The sequence below is a fragment of the Mesorhizobium sp. L-2-11 genome (assembly GCF_016756595.1).
GTDB lineage: Bacteria > Pseudomonadota > Alphaproteobacteria > Rhizobiales > Rhizobiaceae > Mesorhizobium.
This window is the reverse complement of record NZ_AP023257.1, coordinates 2,509,791-2,527,894: the sequence shown is the minus strand read 5'-3', so window position 1 is coordinate 2,527,894 and position 18,104 is coordinate 2,509,791. Positions and strand designations below refer to the sequence as shown.

Sequence of the window (18,104 nt, the reverse complement as noted above, 5' to 3'; positions counted from 1 at the left end):
ATCTGCGATCGACGCATCCCGCTCGGTTCTGGCCGACCGTAGCTACTACAGTGGCGACGAGGTGCTGGCCTGCGGGGGGACCGGAGTTCCGCCCTGCATTCCCAAGACACAGACATCCGGCAACGCCAAGCGCGGCCCCTTCACCGTGGCCGATTTTCATCTACGACGCCAAGAATGATCGCTACACCTGACCAGAAGAAAGGTGCGTTCGGAACACTGGGACAATATGGATCACTACCGCAACCTCACGGCCCGTTCGTCCTGCGCACTCAAATCCAGATGCATGCCCGACAAGGCACAAGCGCCTGAAGCGCTGGGAGAATGAGGGTGTCTTCGATAAGATACAGGATAGGCTCGATCGCATGCCGGACGCCATGACCATCCGCCGCCAGACCGGCGAGCATCCGTTCGGAATCGTCTAGGCGTGGATGGGCAGTACCCATTTCCTGACCAAGACGTTCGAAGGGTCAGTACGAAAATGAGCTTGCGGGTGCTCGCCTGTACATGAAGCGCATGATCAACATAAAGATCGGAGGCAACACGCCTCCGATCTTTCGAGCGACAGACAACCGCCAGCTCCTATTCGCTTTTCCAGACACCCCATACATGGGGGTTTGCCGCCGGCCATACCGAATAGCCCTTTACTTTCGGCGACACGGCATCGACGGACGGCTCATAATAGAGGCCAAGGATCGGCACATCCTTTGCCATGAGTGCATGGAGCTGCTTGAACAGTGCCTTGCGTTGCCCGGCGTCGGTCGTGGCCATCGATTTCGTGTAGAGATCGAGCGCCTCGTTGCTGTCCCACTGCGCCGTCGGGTCGGTCGCCTTGTCGCCAAGGATGACGCCATACATCAGCGACGGATCGAGACGAGCCGAATAGCCAAAGGACTGGATCTGGAATTTGCCGACACGGTAGTTGTCGAGCTGTGCCGCCCAATCCAGCACTTCGAGCTGGGCGTTGAAGCCCGCGGCCGTCAGCATCGCCTGCAGCAGCACGGCGTTCTCATACATGCCCTGGTAGCGGGTGTTGGTCTGGATCTTGATCGGCTCGCCCTTATAACCGGCTTCGTCCAGCAGGGCCTTGGCCTTGACCGGGTCGTATTCCGGCCATTTGAGGAAATCGTCGTCGAAGAACGAGCTCGCCTGGGCGACGGCCGAGGGACCTCCCGTGGCGGCACCGCTGGTGCTGGCGGCGGCGATCTGGTTGATGTCGGCGGCATGCGCCAGCGCCTCGCGTATTTTGACGTTCGACAGCAGCGGGTCCTTGGTCTGCAGCAGGATCACCGTCCACGACAGGCCTTGCGTCGACAGCACTGTCATGCCGCGCGACTTGGCTTCCTCGGCACGCGATGATTCAAGATCGGGCAGGACATCGAGTTCGCCGGCAAACAGCGCGGTTTCCGCCGCCGCCGTGTCGGGGATGACCATGAAGCGCACCTCGTGACATAGGCCTCACGGCTGCCGGCAAAGCCGCTCGGCGCCTCCTTCACCGGCTTATAGTCGGCAAAGCGCTCGAGCGCCAAATACTGGCCCTTGACCCATTCCTTCAGCGTGAACGGGCCGCTGCCGATGGCGGAATCGGCGAGCCACTTGCCGTCGGCGCCGACATTCTTCGGGCTGGCGACCCAGCCATTGCACTGGACACTGGCGAGTTGCGCCAGAAAGAGCGCATTCGGCGCCTTGAGCGTGAAGACCACGGTGCGTGGATCAGGCGTTGCCACTTGCTCGACCTTGAGCCCCTGGCTGCCGTCGAAGAACGGAATGCAGAACCACTGATTGGCCGGGTCCATGCGGCGGTCCCAGTTCCATTTGACGTCGGATGAGGTCACGGCGTCGCCATTGTGGAAAACCGCGCCGTCGCGCAACGTGAAGGCATAGGTCTTGCCGTCGTCCGAAACTGTCCAGGATTCGGCCAATGCCGGGCCCACCGTGAGATCGGCGCGATATGCCACCAGCGTCTCAAAGATATGGTGCAGCACAGTGTCGGTGTTTGCGTCGCGATTGAGACCATCGGTGGCGCGGATGTCTGCGTTGATGCGGACCTTGAGCGTGCCGCCAGTTTTCGGTTGCTCCTGCGCCATCGCCGGCAGTGCACATGTCATCACCGCGATTGTCGCCAGCACCTGGAGCAATCGTCTTCCCATCATCAATCCTGTTCCCATTTCTTAATCTCCAGTTTGACCGCAGTTTTTCAGGCGGGCGCGGCATTCAATGTCCGCGCAAAGAACTCCTTGACCTTGGCGATGAGCGCGCCGTCGTTGTGGGCGATGCCAGGCACGACATCCAACTGCACCTCGACGCCATGTCTCTCCAGGCTGCCCTTCAACGACCTGATCCGGTCGTTGCGGGTCGCGCCGGCGAGATCGGCGCCGGGCATCCACCAGTCATCCTCCGGCTTGATGGTGATCTCCCAGGTTTGGAGATCGTCGCCACCGATCACCATCTGCACGGCGACCTTGCGCATGGCGTCGAGGTCGATGGCCTTGCCGAACACTTTCTCGAAGTCGCGCACCCCGACCCAGAAATCGTGATCGAAGTCGAGCAGGGTCACGACGCCCGGCGCACCGATCGATGCCGCCAGCAGACGTTCGGGATGGAGGAACAGGAAACGATGGGTGAAATGGCCGCCGCCGGAGAAGCCGTACATCAGCACGCGGTCGCCGCGGATGCGATAGCGCTCGCGCATCTCCTCGACCATGTCGAGCAGCACGACATCGTAATGGAGGTCGCCCCGGCGCAGCATCTTGTAAGAGGAAAGATCGCCCGGAAAACAGATATTCGCCGGGAACAGCGGGGCGAGCACGATCACGCCGTTCTGTTCGGCGAAGTCGGCGAAGGCGTCCCGGTAGGCGAGCATGCCGCGCTCGGTGCCATGCACGATCACCGCCAGCGGATAGGTCTTGTCGCCGTCCTCGTCATAGTCGTCGGGCACATAGGCGCAATAGGGGAAGCGCTGGTCGAAGCGGGAGGCGTACACCGTCGTGTGCCCGAAATCGTAGTAGGACAGGCGCTTGCCATGTCCGCTGACGTTGCGCATCGAATTTTCCCCGATCTCAATTTCATTGTTTCATCATTTTGTGTGACTGAAAAGCATTTGTTTATCCATAGTGTCAGGAAAGTACGTATTTTACATCGCGTAACGCCTGACATCATCGGCAAGCATGAGCAGCTATCCCGGGCCGTCGCGCGTCAGGTCCAGCCGAGTCGCCGACAAACGACATCGTGAAGTTGTGCAGGTTGACTCGGCCGTCTGCTCGCCTAACTTCGGGGTCACATGATATTTTCCCGCATCCGCAGGCTTGTCCCTCTTGTTCTCCTGGCCGGCAGTTCGATCGTGTCCTCCTGCGTCGCCCCTGACGACACGTCGAACCTCCCGAAGGAAGACGCCACAACGGCGGCAGCCCGCAAGGAGATGGTCGGACTCAGCGAGGCGGACGTTCGAATGTGCGCCGGCTTTCCGACTGCCACCGCTGATGCGGAAAGAGGCCAGATCTGGACCTATCAGCGTACCGTTCAACGCGGCAACCTCAACGTCGTGATTCCAACCTTGGCCGTGGGTGCTATCCCGACGGTTGGAGGATCGCTCAATGTCGATCCTGGCGGCTATTGCAACACGCAAGTCCGAATGGTCGACGGCCGTGTTGCCGAGGTTGCCTACGCCGGCGACAACAACACGCCGAACCACCGCGATGCGCTCTGCGTCAGCACGGTAGACGGCTGCGTGGCCTATGCCCGCCAGCGCCATCAAGTCAGGACAGGGGCCGGTCCCAGGTAATCGGCGAGCTAATCGGGTTCCAGCTAATCGGTCTGGCTGGCGCAACCGAGGCCCTGCAGCATTCGTTCCTGTTTCAGGCAGACGTCGATATCTGAACCGTCGCCAGAGACGACCGCCGCCGATCGGCCTTGCGAAAAGCGGTCGGCCGGAACCATTGCTGGGGGTCGGGAGTACAAGAGGTCGAGAGGACAGGGATGGCAGACGATGATCATCACCCGCAGGACATTCGTTAAGGCTGCCGCCGCTTCCAGCGCGACGCTGATATTGCCGGCAGCCGCGCCCGGCGCGCCGCCCGCGCCGGCGATGCGAACTGTCCCCTCCTCAGGAGAGATGCTTCCCGCAGTAGGACTGGGCACCTGGATCACCTTCAATGTCGGCGACGATCCGGTGCTGCGCGACGAGTGCGCCGAGGTGATGGCGGCCTTCTTCGCGGCAGGCGGCCGCATGATCGATTCCTCGCCGATGTACGGCTCCTCGCAGCCGGTGATCGGCTACGGCCTCGAAAAGCTCGGCCGGCCCGAAGCGCTGTTTTCCGCCGAGAAGGTCTGGACCTCCTCCGCCGCCGATGGACCCGCGCAGATCGAGCAGTCGCGTCGCTTCTGGGGTGTGCCGCGCTTCGATCTGGTGCAGGTCCACAACCTCGTCGCCTGGGAGACGCATCTCGAAACCCTGTTCGCCATGAAGGCGGACGGGCGGATCCGCTATGTCGGCATCACGACGTCCGAAGGACGGCGGCACGATTTGTTCGAACAGATCATGCGCGCGCATCCGCTCGACTTCGTGCAGCTCACCTATAACGTCGTCGACCGCGAAGCGGAGGAACGGCTGCTGCCGCTGGCGACCGAGCGCGGCATGGGTGTCATCGTCAACCGGCCGTTTCGGCAAGGCGAGCTGACGCGTCAGCTCCAAGGCGAGACGCTGCCGGACTGGGCGGCCGGGATCGGTGCCAAGACCTGGGCGCAGTTCATACTGAAATTCATCGTTTCGCATCCCTCCGTCACCATTGCCATCCCCGCCACCACCCGCGTCGACCACGTGCGCGAGAACCTGATGGCGGCGACCGGTCCCCTGCCCGACACTGCCATGCGCGAGCGAATGGCGGCTTACGTCCGGGACCTCTAGGCTGGCATTCGTGGGCTGGCCCCAAAATGCCTGCTTAGATTCTGATGTCTGCTTGGATTCTGTGTTTGTCGCAGGTTCTTGTCGCAAAACCGTGCGACACTTTTGCGGAACCTTTGGATGTCTGAATGGTGGACCTACCGGCTGGAGGATTTCCTGCTCTTCTCGCCGCGCGTCTATTGGCGCATGTTCGAGTTGGCCAATGCCGCGTTCTGGCCGCTGCAACTCCTGACGCTCGCCGCCGGCCTCGCCATCGTCCTGCTCGTGCTTAGGCGGCCGCGTCGCCATGGTCTGTGGATTGCGCTGGTACTGGCCGGGCTCTTTGCCTTCGTCGGCTGGTCGTTGCTGTGGAGCCGCTATGCCGCGATCAACTGGGCGATCGCCTATGTCGCGCCGGCCTTCGGCCTGCAGGCGCTGCTGCTGGTGTTCGGTGCCGCTCGAGGCGGCCTCGCCTTCGACCGCCGGGATCTCGCAGCACGGCTCGGGCTGCTGATCGCGGTCGTCGGCCTCGTCGTTTATCCCCTCCTGCCGCCGCTCTTCGGGCGGCCATGGACAAGCGCCGAGGTCTTCGGCATCGCGCCGGATCCGACGGCGATCGCAGCGCTCGGCGTCCTGCTTGCCGCGAGCGGCGGGCTTGTGCCGCTGCTGTTGGCGATCCCGCTGCTGTGGCTGCTGCTCAGCGGCCTGACGCTCCATGCCATGGCCGATCCACAAGCCTGGCTGCCGCTCCTGGCAGCGGCCACCACTGTCGCTGCCTCGACCCTGCGCCGCATCGCCCGGTAATGCGACGGCGCGTTCGGGCATTTGCTCCGGTAAGGCTCAGCGCGCCGCCCACAGCAGGCCGCGACGAAATATCGTTCGCATCTGCGGCACCGCGAACTCCTTGGCGGCGTGGCCGAGCGCCGAATAGAACACCTTTCCCTTGCCGTGCCGGCGCTTCCAGACGACCGGCATGACCACGCCCTCTATCCAGGACGCGTGCTCGCCGGAAAAGGTGGTGGTCGCCAGCACCTCGTTCGATGGATCGACATGCATGTAGTACTGCTCGGAACGGTACGAGAAATCATCGATGCCGTTCATAATCGGATCGTCTCGCCTGGTGATGTCGACCCGGTAGTCGATGATGTTGCCCGGGTGAGCCACCCACTGGCCGCCACACATGAACTGGTATTCCGTGGCTTGACGAAAGGCATCGCACATGCCGCCGTGATAGCCGCCAAGGCCGACACCGCCTTCGACCGCCTTTGTCAGGTTGAGCTCCTCGTTCTTCGCAAGCTTGGCCATCGTGTAGATCGGGACAATCAGGCTCAGATCGGCGATCGCAGGGTCGGCGAATATCTCGGTCGTGGTTTCGACGCGCACCCCAAACCCTTCCTCTTCGAGCATCGCCTTGACGACGCGCGCACCTTCTTCTGGCTCGTGTCCATCCCATCCGCCCCATACAATCAACGCTTGCCGCATATTCTTCTCCGTCAGTTGGTTGTATCGCCGGCCGATCCGGTCATACAACCGGGCGCTTTGCCAGCAGCAGCCCACATCCAAGCATGATCATGGCGCCGCCCGAGCCTTCACGAAGACGGCGAACGAGATTCGCACGGGACGCCGCACCATCGCGGAGTCTTCCGGCTGCAAACGCCACGACAATATCGGCGAGCGTGTTAAGGGCAACCGAGATGGCGCCGAGGGCCAGGAACTGCAGAACAACGTGATCCGACGCTGTATCGACAAACTGGGGAATGAAGGCGAGGAAGAATGCGGCCGTCTTCGGGTTCATCACTTCGACAAGAACGCCATCCCTGAAGGCCCGCATCGTGCCGACGGGCGGCTCCGAATGAGCCAGCGACTTGTAGTCGAGCCTGGCATGGCGAATGGTTCGGTATCCCATCCAGACCAGATAGAGCGCGCCGACCACCTTGAGTGCCGTGAACAATTCGGCGCTTGCCAGCACGATCGCCGAGACGCCAAGGCCGCCGGCTACAACATGAAACAGCCCACCAAAACCATTGCCAAGGCTCGAAGCGATTCCTTCCGAGCGACCGCCGGAAAGGGTTCGCGCGGCGACGTAGAAAATCCCCGGACCCGGAGTAATCGCCAGCAGGAATGCCGTGAACAGGTAGACGGTGAAGGCGTTGGAATCCAGCATGAAAATATCCCGATGAAGACTGACTATCGAGGTTGCATGCAACCAGCGGAGAAAACCGCATCGAGATGGTCGAGAGCGGCGGCGACGCGCTGCCGTGCCTCGTCCTTCAGCGCGAGGACGGGGCGTGGCGGATCGACGTCGCAGAGGTTCAGCAGCCTGGCGACGACATACATCACCCTAAAACTGCCGAATTCCTTGAACAGCGCCCAAAGCGGTCCGAAGGCGGCGTCAAATCGCTCGACGGTCGCGGCGTCCCCGGCTTGCGCAGCTCGCGTCAGGGCCAGGGCCTGTGACGGCAGAAGTCCTGCGACGACGGAATACCAGGCGTCGCCCCCGGCGAGCAGCGCAGGCGCGCCGCCCCAGTCGCCGCTGTAGCCGATCTTGAATGCCGGCCCGGTCGCAGACCGAAGGGAAGCCAGTTCGGACGCGAAGTCACCACCGGACGGCAAAGGCATTTTTACGGCTTCGATGCTCGCCACCTTCGACAAGCGGGAAATGAGGTCCAGGCTGAAGGTGAACCTGGTTGTGCCGGGATTGTTGTAGATGCAAAGCGGGAGTTGCCCCGCGTCTGCGACTGCGGCGAAGTGTTCGAAGACCTCGTCGTCGAAGAGCGGCGTATAGGAAACCGGAGCCAGGAGCAGGCCGTCGGCGCCCGCAGCCTTCGCGTCACGGGCAAGGTCCACCGCATCGCTGGTCCGGATCGCTCCGACGCCGACGATAACCGGGATTTTGCCGCCGACCGAGTCCATTGCCGTTTCGACCGCGCGTCGACGCTCTTGTCGCGTGAGGAAAGCGTAGCCGCCGGTACTTCCGAGCAATCCGATGGAGTCCGCTCTCGCCTCCTCGATGTTCTTTAGCAGGCGCGCGAGGGCGGCGGTGTCGAGCCTGCCGGAAGCGTCCGCCGGGGTGATCGGGAAGGCTGAAAGGCCTTGGAAGAGTGACATGAAGGAACCTTTCAGATGCGGGTCAGGAGAAGTTTTAGCCCGGCAAATCCGAAGAATACCGCCAGCGTGCCTTCGATCCAGCGCCGCGCCCGCCGATACAGGGCGATCATGGGAGCGGTCGAAAAGACGATCGCGTAGCCGCAGAAGATGGTGACGCTCAGCACCGCGCAGCCCGCGAGGATCACGAGAACCGTATGCGACGACGACCCGGGCCCGAGTCCCAGCGTCATCAGCGCGATCCATGCCAGGATCGATTTCGGATTGGTGAGATGCATTAGCAGTCCGCGCTTGTAGAGAGTGGCCGCGGTCGCCTTCCGTTCGTTGGTCGGGTGAAGCCGATCCTTGTCCGAAGAAAGCGCAGCCTTGCCCGCTGTGAAGGCGAGATAGAGAAGATACAGAAGATACAGGCCTCCGAGCAGCTGCAGGACCACGAGAGCCTGAGCGTATCGGCTGAGGATCGCCGAGACCCCTGTCGCCGCCATCAGGCCCCAAAAGATCGAGCCGCTGACGACGCCAGAGGCGATTGCCAGCGCCGCCCCGCGGCCGTCGTTCATGGCGACGGCCATGATGCGCATATTGCTCGGCCCGGGACTGCCGGCAGCGATGACGTAGGCGGTAAAGACGATGATGAATTGGTCGGCCAGCATTTTACTTCTCGGCAGGTGCAAACTGGCGTCATAGATACACGCATAACTGGCCCTGGGCTAGAACCAGTTCTTGATAAAAAGTGGTGGTCCAGTTGCCATCGAGGGTTTGCCTGGCTGATTTTCAAGGTAATGTCTGGTTCAACGAAATGTCTTCATTTGGGTAATCGCGATGGTCCAGTTATCGCCCCGCAAGCAGAATTCGCCGTTGGGAAATTCGTCATCGAAAAATTCGTCCTCGGGACTGGGCGCGCGCGGGATCTATGAGAGCCTGCGGGAACAGATCGTGGCAGAGGTCTACTGCCGCGGAGACGTGCTTCCGTCGGCTCGTGCACTGGCGGTCGAGCTTGGCGTCTCGCGAACGACTGTGACGTCCGCTTACGAACAGCTCGCCGCCGAGGGGTTCGTGGTAATTCGCCATGGCGCTCGGCCACGGGTGGCCATCAAGATCGCGCACAGCGAGCCGGGAGACCTCGTTCATACAGCCGCAGAACCACACGGCCTCTCCGCTTTCGCAGAAAGGCTTCGATCCCGAGCCATCCCGATGCGGGTTGCGTCGGAGAAGCTCGTCGCCGACTTCCGTTATGGCGACATGTCGGCCTCTGACTTCCCGACCCTTGCCTGGCGAAGGGCCATGAACGACGCTGCGCTGGGACGGCCGCAAAAACTGTCCTATGGCGACCCCTGTGGCTCGATCCGCCTGCGTGCGGCCCTGCAGGGCTATCTATGGCGAGCGCGCAGCATCAGGTGCGAGGTCGGCGAGATCGTCGTCGTCAACGGCTCTCAGCAGGGACTGGATCTCTGCGCCCGCCTGCTTCTCGATGAGGGCGACGGCTTCGCCATCGAAGAGCCCTGCTACCCGATGGCACGAAGCGTCTTCGAGATGACAGGAGCCATCGCCACCCCGGTGGAGGTCGACGCCGAAGGCATCAGGGCGGACCTGTTGGCGGATGTCGGCGCGCGGCTGGCCTACGTCACGCCTTCACATCAGTTTCCTTTGGGCAGCGTAATGTCGATGGGGCGACGCCAGCAACTGCTAGGATGGGCGAAAGAGGAGCGGGCATACATCGTCGAGGACGACTACGACAGCGAATATCGATTCGACATGAACCCGATACCGCCGCTTCGCGCGCTGGGAGGCGCGTCGAACGTCATCTATATCGGTACGGTTTCGAAGACACTGTCGCCGTTGCTGCGGATCGGCTACGTCGTCGTTCCGCGTGAGTTGCAGGAGGTTTTCGCCCACGCCAAGCGCCTGACGGACAGGCATGCCCCCAGCCTCGAACAGGAGGCGCTCGCGACCCTGGTGGAGTCCGGCGCCTACGAAGCTCACGTGCGCAAGGCCCGGCGTCAAAATGCCCGCCGACGTGCAGCGCTCCTCGACGCTCTGCAGGCTGAATTCCGCGATCTCGTTCGGGTCGAAGGCGCTGAGGCCGGTCTGCACGTCGTCGCCTGGTTCGCCGACATGCCGCCCGCTATGGCGGCATCATTCATCGAGAAAGCCGGCGCGCTCGGAGTTGGCATCTACTCCATATCGCCTCATTACTTTGATCCGGCATTGGATCGGAGTTGCTTCGGCCTGGTGATGGGATACGCAAGTCTGACCGAGAGCCAGATTCACAGAGGGATAAAGCTCCTTCGAGGCGCTTACGAGGAGGCAACTAGCTGCGGCGGCGTATCGTAGGTGCTTTACGGCCTGCCTGAGGGAACATGCGCGGGACCTGATCGCCGGCGCAGCCGGCGACCTCCTGGACCACTAGAGCGGGATGAGATTACCTGCGGTCATAGCCTGAGTTTGCGAAGTAATTTGAGCACTCGAGCGGTGTGACGCGGTTGAGAATCTGGCCGATGGCGTTGCAGACCGTTTCAACGGTGCGCTTTGCGGCCTTTCGCAGCCAGTGCTTGAGCTTGGCGAAGAGCTGTTCGATCGGATTGAGGTCAGGCGAGTATTTCGGCAGGAAGAAGAGCCTCGCGCCGGCCTTTCGGATGGCGCGACGCACGGCCTTGCCTTTGTGGCTGCCGAGATTGTCCATCACAACGATGTCGCCCGGCTGGAGAGTGGGCACGAGAACCTTCTCGACATAGAGGAGGAACCTCTCGCCGTTGATCGGCCCGTCGATGAGCCAGGGCGCTTCGACGCGATCATGACGCAGCGCAGCCAGAAAGGTCATTGTCTTCCAGTGGCCATTGGGAACTTTGGCCTTGATCCGCTGTCCGACCGGTGCCCAACCCCTGAGCGGGGCCATGTTGGTCTTGGTCCAGGTCTCGTCGATGAACACCAGGCGGGCGGGGTCGATCCGGTCCTGATACAGAACCCATTGCCTCCGTCGGCGCGCAACATCGGGACGATCTTGCTCGGCGGCGATCAGCGTCTTTTTTTGTGAGACAGCTTCTCGGCGTGCACGAACTCCCACACCGAGCGGTAGTCAACCTTCAGGCCACGCTCGCCAAGTTCGGCCACAAGCCCGCGCAAGGTGAAGTCCTTCTCCCGGCAGCGCTCGACAAGCCAGTCGCGCCACGCTCCCGATATCTTCTTCGGCTTGTAGCCGCCCACTTGGCGGGGCGCCACGCTCCCCGTCTGTTCCACCCGCTTCAGCCACTCGATCGCCGCGCTGTAGCTGACGCCAAATCGAGCAGCCGCCGCGCGCCGCGAAAGCCCTTCAACCTTGACCGCCGCAACAACCCGTTCGCGCAGGTCCATTGAATATCCAACCATCAATGCTGGCCTCCTGCCCAGCAGCAAGGTTGAATCAGATCATCGCTGATTTGGGAATCCCACGACTCCCATAAATCTCATCCCGCTCTAGCTCGATGCCGAAGTCGGCCTCGGCACCGCCAGGTGGTGATCTGCCCCTAGAACCACCGCCGTTCAGGCTCGGAGCTCTTTGCGATGACAATTCCCAAGAGAACGCCGAGCACGCCGCCAAGCATCATCGCCGTAGAGATCGTGCCAGGGTTCTGCTGGACGGTTTCAGTCACGGTGTGTGCCTGGCTACGCAATTGCTGGGCTGCGCGCGACGCCCGTTCGGCGGCGCTCTCGTACCAGCCCTGTGCCTCCTCGGCGCGGTCGGAAAGGGTCCGATTTATTTTGGTGATTTCGCGACGAAGTTCAGCGATCTGTTTCTTCATCGCCTCCTGCGCGTCGTTTGCCGCCTTTGAGGCGCCTGCGGTGTTCGCGGTTTCGGCCATTGGATCTCTCCTTTTAATATCAGAGACAGGGCTTTAGAAACAGGGAACGGTCGCGGCCGCGCAGGGTTCCTTCCCATGGAAAACGCGCCGTTGATTGCTTTATCAAGCATTCCCTTGCATGCGCGTGTGGCGGGCGATGATGCTCTCCTCGTCGGTCGCGACGACGCGTATTTCGACCTTGCTGTTCGGTCGGCTTATGATCTCGGCATGGGCGGCATTGGCTGGCTCGTCGATCGCCACGCCAAGCCAATCAAGCCTTTCGCATATTGCCTTGCGGACCGGCGCCGAGCGCTCGCCGATGCCGGCGGTGAACACCAGGCATTCGAGGCCGCCCAGCGTATTGGCGAGCGCGGCAGCTTCCCGTGCCGCCCTGAAGGCAAAAAGCTCTACTGCTTCGCGGGCGTGGGGGCTGTCGCTCGCTTCCAGCGTACGCATGTCGCCCGATATGCCGGATATTCCAAGCAGCCCGGATTCCTCATAAAGCATGTGCTGCAGAGCCTCTCCAGCGATGCCTCTTTCCAGGACGAAGTACAAAAGCACGCCCGGATCGATGGCGCCGCAACGCGTGCCCATGACCAGCCCGTCGAGCGCGGAAAAGCCCATTGTCGTGTCGAAGCTCCTCCCGTCGCGCATGGCGCACAGGCTCGCCCCGTTGCCGAGATGGGCGACGATCGTCCGCTTCGCTGCAAGCGCCGGCGACATCGCCTTGAGCCGCCCGGCGATGTACTCGTAGGAAAGACCGTGAAACCCGTAGCGGCGGATCCCTTGCGCATCGTATTTGCGCGGTAGCGCGAAGCGGCTGACGATCGGATCGATCGTCTGATGGAAGGCTGTGTCGAAGCAGCCGACCTGCGGCAGATCCGGCCGCAGCGCGGCAAGTGTGCGGATCGGCGCGAGACTGCGGGGCTGGTGCAGCGGCGCAAGCGGCGTCAGCCTGTCCAACGCCGCGATCACATCCGGCGTCAGGCGGACGGGTTCGACGAACTCGCGCCCGCCATGCACGATGCGGTGACCGGCGGCGACCAGTTTCCTGCCACCAAGCTCGCTCTCGATCCAGCGAAGCAAATCGCCGATGCCCGTATCGCCTGCGTCTGCGGCAAGCCGCCGATCACACTGCACTGTTCCGTCGGCCGCCTTCGCGCTGAGCCTCGGCGCATCGCCCAGATCCAGCGCGCCACGCGAGACGAGTTGCAGTTCGGCGGACGGCTCAAGGTCGTATAGTCCGAACTTGATGCTGGAGGAGCCGGCGTTCAGTGCAAGGATTGCCTGTCGCATCAATCGCCAGCCTTCGTCGCGCTGTTCTCGGGCCAGTTCCAGTTCTGGATCTCGGGCATGTCTTCGCCGTGCTCGCGGACGTAAGCCTTGTGTTCGGCAAGCTTCCCGTGAAGTTCGGCGGCAAGATTTTTCGCCCGTTCGGCGAGCCGCCCTTCGATGAGCCCAGGCACGTGTTTGATGGCGGCGAGCACCAGGTGGTAACGGTCGAGCTCATTGAGCACGACCATGTCGAACGGCGTCGTCGTGGTGCCTTCCTCGCGAAAGCCGTGCACGTGCATGTTGTCATGGTTGGCGCGTCGGCAGGTCAGGCGGTGGATGAGATAGGGATAGCCGTGATAGGCGAAGATGACCGGCCTGGCCTTCGTGAACAGCGCATCGAAATCATCGTCCGCCAGGCCATGCGGATGCTCTGAATTCGACTGCAGCGTCATCAGGTCGACGACGTTGACGACGCGAACCTTCAGGTCAGGAAGCGCCGAACGCAGAATGTCGGCGGCAGCGAGCGTCTCCAGTGTCGGCACGTCGCCGGCGCAGGCCATGACCACATCCGAATCCTCGCCCTTGGCAACCGTCCCGGCCCACTCCCAGGTCCCCGCCCCCGCCCTGCAGTGCGCTTCTGCGTCTTCGACGGACAGCCATTGCGGCGCCGGCTGCTTGCCGGCGGTGATGACGTTGATGCGGTTGTAGGTTTTCAGGCAATGGTCGGTGATCCACAGCAGCGTGTTGGTATCCGGCGGGAAATAGAGCCTGACCGTGTCGGCCTTCTTATTGGCGACAAAATCGGCAAAGCCAGGATCCTGATGACTGAAGCCGTTGTGATCCTGCCGCCAGACATGCGAGGTCAGCAGGTAATTGAGTGAAGCGATCGGCTCGCGCCAGGCAAGCTCGCGGGATGTCTTCAGCCATTTCGCATGCTGGTTGACCATGGAATCGACGATGTGGATGAACGCCTCGTAACAGGAGAACAGGCCATGGCGGCCGGTCAGCAGATAGCCCTCCAGCCATCCCTGGCAGAGATGCTCGCTGAGCACTTCCATGACGCGGCCGTCCCGGGAGAGGTCGACGTCATAGGGCTCGATCCGCTGCATCCAGACCCGGTCCGTTACCTCGAAGACCTCGTCCAGGCGGTTGGAGGATGTCTCGTCCGGTCCCATCAGCCGGAAATTCCCGGCCTGCGCATTCAGGCTTATGACGTCGCGGAGATAGCTTCCGAGAATCCGCGTCGCCTCGGCTTTGGCACCTCCTGGACGCGGCACATCGAGCGTCAGGCTTTTCCAGTCGGGAAGCACGAGGTCGCGCTTCAGCAGTCCGCCATTGGCATAGGGGGTTGCGCCCATGCGCTTGGATCCGGTCGGCGCAAGCGCCGCCAGCTCTGGAAGAAGACGCCCGCTGTCGTCGAACAGCTTTTCCGGTTCGTAGCTCCGCATCCAGTCTTCGAGGATCTTGCGGTGTCCCGCGTTGCTGCGGGCGTTCGACACCGGCACTTGATGCGAGCGCCAGAAATCCTCGACCTTCTTGCCATCGACCTCCTTCGGCCCGGTCCACCCCTTCGGGCTGCGCAGCACGATCATCGGCCACAGCGGACGCTCTCCTTGCCAGAACGGCGTACGGGCGCGCTCCTGGATCGAGCGGATTCTGTCGAGCACGGTGTCCAGCTTGGCCGCCATCAACCGATGCATGGGAACCGGCTCGTGACCTTCGACGAAAAAAGGTTCGTAGCCATAGCCGGCGAACAGGGCGCGCAATTCCACGTCATCCATGCGGGCAAGGATCGTCGGGTTGGCGATCTTGTAGCCGTTGAGATGCAGGATCGGCAGGACAGCGCCGTCGGATGCCGGGTTGAGGAACTTGTTGGAGTGCCATGCCGCCGCGAGCGGACCGGTTTCCGCTTCGCCGTCGCCGACGACGCAGGCGACCACCAGATCGGGATTGTCGAAGGCCGCGCCGAAAGCATGGACCAGCGCATATCCCAGTTCTCCGCCTTCATGGATCGAGCCGGGCGTTTCCGGAGCAGCGTGGCTCGGCACGCCGCCGGGGAAGGAGAATTGCCGAAAAAGTTCCCTCAACCCGTCTTCGCCCTCGCCGATTTCGGGATAGATCTCGCTGTAGCTGCCCTCGAGCCAGGTGTTCGCGACCATCGCCGGGCCGCCATGACCCGGGCCGCAGATAAACAGAACGTCGAGACCGCGTTGACGGATGACGCGGTTCAGGTGGACGTAGATGAAGTTGAGGCCAGGCGTCGTGCCCCAATGGCCGAGCAGCCGCGGCTTGACGTGTTCGGCCTTCAGCGGCTCGCGCAGCAGCGGATTGTCCATCAGATAGATCTGGCCAACCGAAATGTAGTTCGCGGCCCGCCAATAGCGGTCCATGAGATCGACCCGATAACGACCTGCTGTGGTCGCAGTTTTCTGAGCCTCGTCGTTCATGGAAACGTCTCCAGAATGCGTTCGCCCGTCGATATCTGGAGTGGCATCGCCCTGGAGAAAGGATTTTTTCGGAAATAAGTTCGGCTGGAGCCGTTGTTGCGCCCGCCAATCGCTCTTTTGCAGGAACCTGAAAGCTCGCCAACGATTAAGGAGACGAGCCGCCGAAAATGAGAGCACGCGCTGCCGAGCGCACGCCGATCAATAGCTGTCGCCGGGGGGCCGTTGGCCACGATTGGCGCGGACCCGTCAGCTCGCCAGAGGAGCAAAAAGATGCTCGATCTTTCCCACGCACGCGACCGAATGGTCGAGGTCCACCTCAGCCGCCGTGGCATTCGTGACCGCGAGGTGCTGAAAGCAATGCGCGAGGTTCCGCGCGAGGCATTCGTCGCACCCGGCTTTGAAGAATTCGCCTATGAGGATGGGCCGTTGCCGATTGCCGAGGGTCAGACGATATCGCAGCCCTACATCGTCGCTTTGATGATCGAGATGGCGGAAATCGGACCGGGCGACCATGTCCTGGAGGTTGGCACCGGCTCCGGCTACGCGGCTGCCGTGATGAGCCGGATCGTCGAACGCGTCTACACGATCGAGCGCCACGCCGGGTTGGCCGAAACGGCGAGACAGCGGTTCGAAGAGCTTGGCTACGACAATATCGAAGTCCGCACCGGCGATGGCACCAAAGGCTGGCCCGACGCGGCGCCCTTCGACGCCATTCTGGTCGCCGCCGGCGGACCCGGTGCGCCGCTCGCGCTTCAGGAACAGCTCGACGTCGGCGGCAGGCTCGTCATCCCGGTCGGCGACGATCCGCATGATCAGCGCCTTCTCAAGGTCACCCGAACCGGCGCTGCAACTTACAGCGAGGAGGATTTCGGCGGCGTGCGGTTTGTTCCCCTCATCGGCGAGCAGGGCTGGCCCGAGAGCGGCAACCGTATCGCGAATGATCGTCCGTCCGGACACGCACGCACGCGCAGCCTGCCGGAGATGATCGCGGTGGCGGCCGAACCGCTGCCGGACTTCGACGATCCGGCGTTCGGCGAATTGTTCGACCGGTTTGGCGACCGGCGCGTCGTGCTGCTCGGTGAGGCGAGCCACGGCACGTCGGAGTTCTACCGGGCTCGCGCCGCGATCACCCGCAGGCTCATCGAGAAGCACGGCTTCACCATCGTCGCGGTCGAGGCCGACTGGCCTGATGCAGCGGCGATCGATCGCTAGGTCCGCCACCGGCCGCCACGCGCCAATGCCGATCCGCCGTTCCAGCGATTTCCCACCTGGATGTGGCGCAACACCGACGTTGCGGCATTCGTCGACTGGATGCGGCATCACAATGAGCGCATCAGGCTATCGTCCCGGCTGGCCGGGTTCTATGGCCTCGACATCTACAATATGAGCGGATCGATCGCCGCGGTTCTACAATATCTCGACCGGGTCGATCCGCAGGCAGCAAAGATCGCGCGCGAACGCTATGGCTGCCTGACGCCCTGGCAACATGAACCATCGACCTACGGCCGTGTCGCGCTCACCTCGGGTTACAGGAAATGCGAGCAGGCCGTGCTTGAACAATGCCGCGAGCTGCTTGCCAGGCAGCTCGACTATGCCCAGCAGGACGGCGTCGATTTCCTGGACGCGGCCCAGAATGCCCGGCTGATCGCTTCCGCCGAACGCTACTACCGGATCATGTATTATGGCGGCGCGCAGTCCTGGAATTTACGCGACACCCATATGTTCGAGACGCTCGAGCATCTGCTCGAGGCTCGCGGGCCGAACGCCAAGGCGGTCGTGTGGGCGCATAATTCCCATATCGGCGACGCCCGCTACACCGAAATGGGGATTGTCAGGGACGAAGTGAATATCGGCCAGTTCTGCCGCCAGCGCTTCGGCAACGAGGCAGCCTTGATCGGGCTCAGCACGCATTCCGGGACAGTCGCCGCGGCCTCTGACTGGGACAGCGAGATGGAGATCAAGCGGGTGCGGCCTTCCCATAGCGACAGCTACGAGCGGCTTTGCCATGATAGCGGCGTCTCGCGTTTCCTGCTCGATATCAAGCGCGACGACACGTTGCGCGAGCGGCTTCTGGAGCGTCGGCTGGAGCGCTTCATCGGCGTGATCTATCGGCCGGAAACCGAACTGCGCAGCCATTACGCGGATGCCTCTCTTTCCCAGCAGTTTGACGCGTTCGTCTGGTTTGACGAAACCGTCGCGGTGACGCCGCTTGGGCCGGAGCATGTCGGAACCGGCGTTCCCGACACCTATCCGTTCGGGCTTTAGCCGCCTCGCGGACAATGCCGCGGCAAGGTGAGTTTCGGCGGAACATTCATCGCGCCCTGCTGTTTCTAGAACAGGACCCTTTTCGAAGGAGTTTTGCCATGAGCGGAACCAAACATCCAAAGTGGAAAAAACCGAGCGATGCCGATCTGAGGAACAATCCCGGCATCGGGACTTCCAAGGGCACGATCAAGGAAGGCGACGAAGACTTGCTCGAAGGCGAAAATACAATCGAAGGCGATGTCGAGAACGACACCAACGCCCTTGGCGGAATCAATCCAAGGCAAAAGATGCGGACGAACAAGTAGCGCCGCTGCGCATCCT

At 62.3% G+C, this 18,104-nt stretch carries 17 protein-coding genes and 2 pseudogenes; 7 read left to right on the top strand and 12 right to left on the bottom strand.

Features of this window, described 5'->3' with window-relative positions:
- Positions 1 to 22: 22 nt before the first annotated feature.
- Positions 23 to 525: pseudogene (locus JG739_RS35305) on the top strand (IS5/IS1182 family transposase); the annotation flags it as partial.
- Between the two features lie 54 nt (positions 526 to 579).
- Here the strand turns inward: JG739_RS35305 and JG739_RS36020 are convergent.
- Genes JG739_RS36020 through JG739_RS12100 form a run of 3 tightly spaced genes read right to left on the bottom strand, consistent with a single transcriptional unit; the run spans position 580 to position 3,040 of the window.
- A complete protein-coding gene (locus JG739_RS36020; RefSeq protein WP_274609450.1) occupies positions 580 to 1,431 on the bottom strand; it encodes an ABC transporter substrate-binding protein in 852 nt (283 codons plus the stop codon).
- Entirely contained in the window at positions 1,320 to 2,165 is an 846-nt protein-coding gene (locus JG739_RS36015; protein WP_274609449.1) for an ABC transporter substrate-binding protein, read from the bottom strand. The genes JG739_RS36020 and JG739_RS36015 overlap by 112 nt, the downstream gene beginning before the upstream one ends.
- A 29-nt stretch (positions 2,166 to 2,194) precedes the next feature.
- Positions 2,195 to 3,040 (bottom strand): alpha/beta hydrolase, encoded by an 846-nt coding sequence (locus tag JG739_RS12100; protein ID WP_202366653.1) that lies wholly within the window; start codon positions 3,038 to 3,040, stop codon positions 2,195 to 2,197.
- Between the two features lie 237 nt (positions 3,041 to 3,277).
- Here JG739_RS12100 and JG739_RS12095 point away from each other — a divergent pair, with 237 nt between their 5' ends.
- Positions 3,278 to 3,778 (top strand): hypothetical protein, encoded by a 501-nt coding sequence (locus tag JG739_RS12095; RefSeq protein ID WP_202366652.1) that lies wholly within the window; start codon positions 3,278 to 3,280, stop codon positions 3,776 to 3,778.
- A 23-nt stretch (positions 3,779 to 3,801) separates the two neighbouring features.
- Here the strand turns inward: JG739_RS12095 and JG739_RS35300 are convergent, their stop codons facing one another.
- Positions 3,802 to 4,149, bottom strand: a complete 348-nt coding sequence (locus JG739_RS35300) for a hypothetical protein (protein ID WP_244750008.1) — start codon at positions 4,147 to 4,149, stop codon at positions 3,802 to 3,804.
- On the opposite strand from JG739_RS35300, the gene JG739_RS12090 reads away from it, so the two are divergent.
- Both JG739_RS12090 and JG739_RS12085 read left to right on the top strand, forming a co-directional pair.
- Positions 4,082 to 4,900, top strand: a complete 819-nt coding sequence (locus JG739_RS12090; protein ID WP_244749942.1) for an aldo/keto reductase — start codon at positions 4,082 to 4,084, stop codon at positions 4,898 to 4,900. The genes JG739_RS35300 and JG739_RS12090 overlap by 68 nt on opposite strands.
- Positions 4,901 to 5,017: 117 nt before the next feature.
- The gene (locus JG739_RS12085; protein WP_202366650.1) at positions 5,018 to 5,680 is read left to right on the top strand and encodes a DUF6064 family protein; all 663 of its coding nucleotides are present in this window, start codon (positions 5,018 to 5,020) and stop codon (positions 5,678 to 5,680) included.
- Between the two features lie 36 nt (positions 5,681 to 5,716).
- On the opposite strand, the gene JG739_RS12080 is transcribed toward JG739_RS12085, so the two are convergent.
- From JG739_RS12080 to JG739_RS12065, 4 genes are read right to left on the bottom strand one after another with little or no spacing between them, the layout of a single operon-like run.
- Positions 5,717 to 6,358, bottom strand: a complete 642-nt coding sequence (locus tag JG739_RS12080; RefSeq protein ID WP_202366649.1) for a ThuA domain-containing protein — start codon at positions 6,356 to 6,358, stop codon at positions 5,717 to 5,719.
- A gap of 40 nt (positions 6,359 to 6,398) precedes the next feature.
- Positions 6,399 to 7,040 (bottom strand): LysE family translocator, encoded by a 642-nt coding sequence (locus JG739_RS12075; RefSeq protein ID WP_202366648.1) that lies wholly within the window; start codon positions 7,038 to 7,040, stop codon positions 6,399 to 6,401.
- A 23-nt stretch (positions 7,041 to 7,063) separates the two neighbouring features.
- A complete protein-coding gene (locus JG739_RS12070; RefSeq protein WP_202366647.1) occupies positions 7,064 to 7,984 on the bottom strand; it encodes a dihydrodipicolinate synthase family protein in 921 nt (306 codons plus the stop codon).
- Positions 7,985 to 7,995: 11 nt separating this feature from the next.
- Positions 7,996 to 8,631: a LysE family translocator gene (locus tag JG739_RS12065; RefSeq protein ID WP_202366646.1), complete on the bottom strand. Its 636-nt coding sequence runs from the start codon at positions 8,629 to 8,631 to the stop codon at positions 7,996 to 7,998.
- Positions 8,632 to 8,800: 169 nt separating this feature from the next.
- Between JG739_RS12065 and pdxR the strand changes: the two genes are divergently transcribed.
- On the top strand, positions 8,801 to 10,312 hold the full coding sequence (gene pdxR, locus JG739_RS12060) for a MocR-like pyridoxine biosynthesis transcription factor PdxR (protein WP_202366645.1): 1,512 nt from the start codon (positions 8,801 to 8,803) through the stop codon (positions 10,310 to 10,312).
- Between the two features lie 88 nt (positions 10,313 to 10,400).
- Here pdxR and JG739_RS12055 read toward each other — a convergent pair.
- The 4 genes from JG739_RS12055 to JG739_RS12040 form a co-directional block, all read right to left on the bottom strand.
- Positions 10,401 to 11,344, bottom strand: a protein-coding gene (locus JG739_RS12055; protein ID WP_446720497.1) for an IS630 family transposase whose coding sequence is annotated in 2 segments (ribosomal slippage) — positions 10,401 to 11,008 and positions 11,008 to 11,344 — 945 coding nt in all. Because the reading frame shifts where the segments join, the coding sequence is not laid out codon by codon here.
- Positions 11,345 to 11,481: 137 nt separating this feature from the next.
- Complete coding sequence (locus JG739_RS12050; RefSeq protein ID WP_202366644.1) at positions 11,482 to 11,817, bottom strand: hypothetical protein; 336 nt, start codon at positions 11,815 to 11,817, stop codon at positions 11,482 to 11,484.
- A 102-nt stretch (positions 11,818 to 11,919) separates the two neighbouring features.
- Positions 11,920 to 13,092 (bottom strand): acetate/propionate family kinase, encoded by a 1,173-nt coding sequence (locus tag JG739_RS12045; RefSeq protein ID WP_202366643.1) that lies wholly within the window; start codon positions 13,090 to 13,092, stop codon positions 11,920 to 11,922.
- The gene (locus JG739_RS12040) at positions 13,092 to 15,518 is read right to left on the bottom strand and encodes a phosphoketolase family protein (RefSeq protein ID WP_202366642.1); all 2,427 of its coding nucleotides are present in this window, start codon (positions 15,516 to 15,518) and stop codon (positions 13,092 to 13,094) included. The genes JG739_RS12045 and JG739_RS12040 overlap by 1 nt, the downstream gene beginning before the upstream one ends.
- Positions 15,519 to 15,788: 270 nt before the next feature.
- On the opposite strand from JG739_RS12040, the pseudogene JG739_RS12035 reads away from it, so the two are divergent.
- Both JG739_RS12035 and JG739_RS12030 read left to right on the top strand, forming a co-directional pair.
- Positions 15,789 to 17,783, top strand: a pseudogene (locus JG739_RS12035) (protein-L-isoaspartate(D-aspartate) O-methyltransferase).
- A 98-nt stretch (positions 17,784 to 17,881) separates the two neighbouring features.
- A complete protein-coding gene (locus JG739_RS12030) occupies positions 17,882 to 18,088 on the top strand; it encodes a hypothetical protein (protein ID WP_202366641.1) in 207 nt (68 codons plus the stop codon).
- Positions 18,089 to 18,104: the final 16 nt, after the last annotated feature.

Coding starts and splice junctions, on each gene's coding strand:
- JG739_RS36015 (WP_274609449.1), bottom strand. CDS start 2,165: ATGGGAACAGGATTGATGATGGGAAGACGATTGCTCCAGGTGCTGGCG.
- JG739_RS12095 (WP_202366652.1), top strand. CDS start 3,278: ATGATATTTTCCCGCATCCGCAGGCTTGTCCCTCTTGTTCTCCTGGCC.
- JG739_RS12090 (WP_244749942.1), top strand. CDS start 4,082: ATGCGAACTGTCCCCTCCTCAGGAGAGATGCTTCCCGCAGTAGGACTG.
- JG739_RS12045 (WP_202366643.1), bottom strand. CDS start 13,092: ATGCGACAGGCAATCCTTGCACTGAACGCCGGCTCCTCCAGCATCAAG.
- pdxR (WP_202366645.1), top strand. CDS start 8,801: ATGGTCCAGTTATCGCCCCGCAAGCAGAATTCGCCGTTGGGAAATTCG.
- JG739_RS12085 (WP_202366650.1), top strand. CDS start 5,018: ATGTCTGAATGGTGGACCTACCGGCTGGAGGATTTCCTGCTCTTCTCG.
- JG739_RS36020 (WP_274609450.1), bottom strand. CDS start 1,431: ATGGTCATCCCCGACACGGCGGCGGCGGAAACCGCGCTGTTTGCCGGC.
- JG739_RS12040 (WP_202366642.1), bottom strand. CDS start 15,518: ATGAACGACGAGGCTCAGAAAACTGCGACCACAGCAGGTCGTTATCGG.
- JG739_RS12100 (WP_202366653.1), bottom strand. CDS start 3,040: ATGCGCAACGTCAGCGGACATGGCAAGCGCCTGTCCTACTACGATTTC.
- JG739_RS12050 (WP_202366644.1), bottom strand. CDS start 11,817: ATGGCCGAAACCGCGAACACCGCAGGCGCCTCAAAGGCGGCAAACGAC.
- JG739_RS12065 (WP_202366646.1), bottom strand. CDS start 8,631: ATGCTGGCCGACCAATTCATCATCGTCTTTACCGCCTACGTCATCGCT.
- JG739_RS12030 (WP_202366641.1), top strand. CDS start 17,882: ATGAGCGGAACCAAACATCCAAAGTGGAAAAAACCGAGCGATGCCGAT.
- JG739_RS12080 (WP_202366649.1), bottom strand. CDS start 6,358: ATGCGGCAAGCGTTGATTGTATGGGGCGGATGGGATGGACACGAGCCA.
- JG739_RS12070 (WP_202366647.1), bottom strand. CDS start 7,984: ATGTCACTCTTCCAAGGCCTTTCAGCCTTCCCGATCACCCCGGCGGAC.
- JG739_RS12075 (WP_202366648.1), bottom strand. CDS start 7,040: ATGCTGGATTCCAACGCCTTCACCGTCTACCTGTTCACGGCATTCCTG.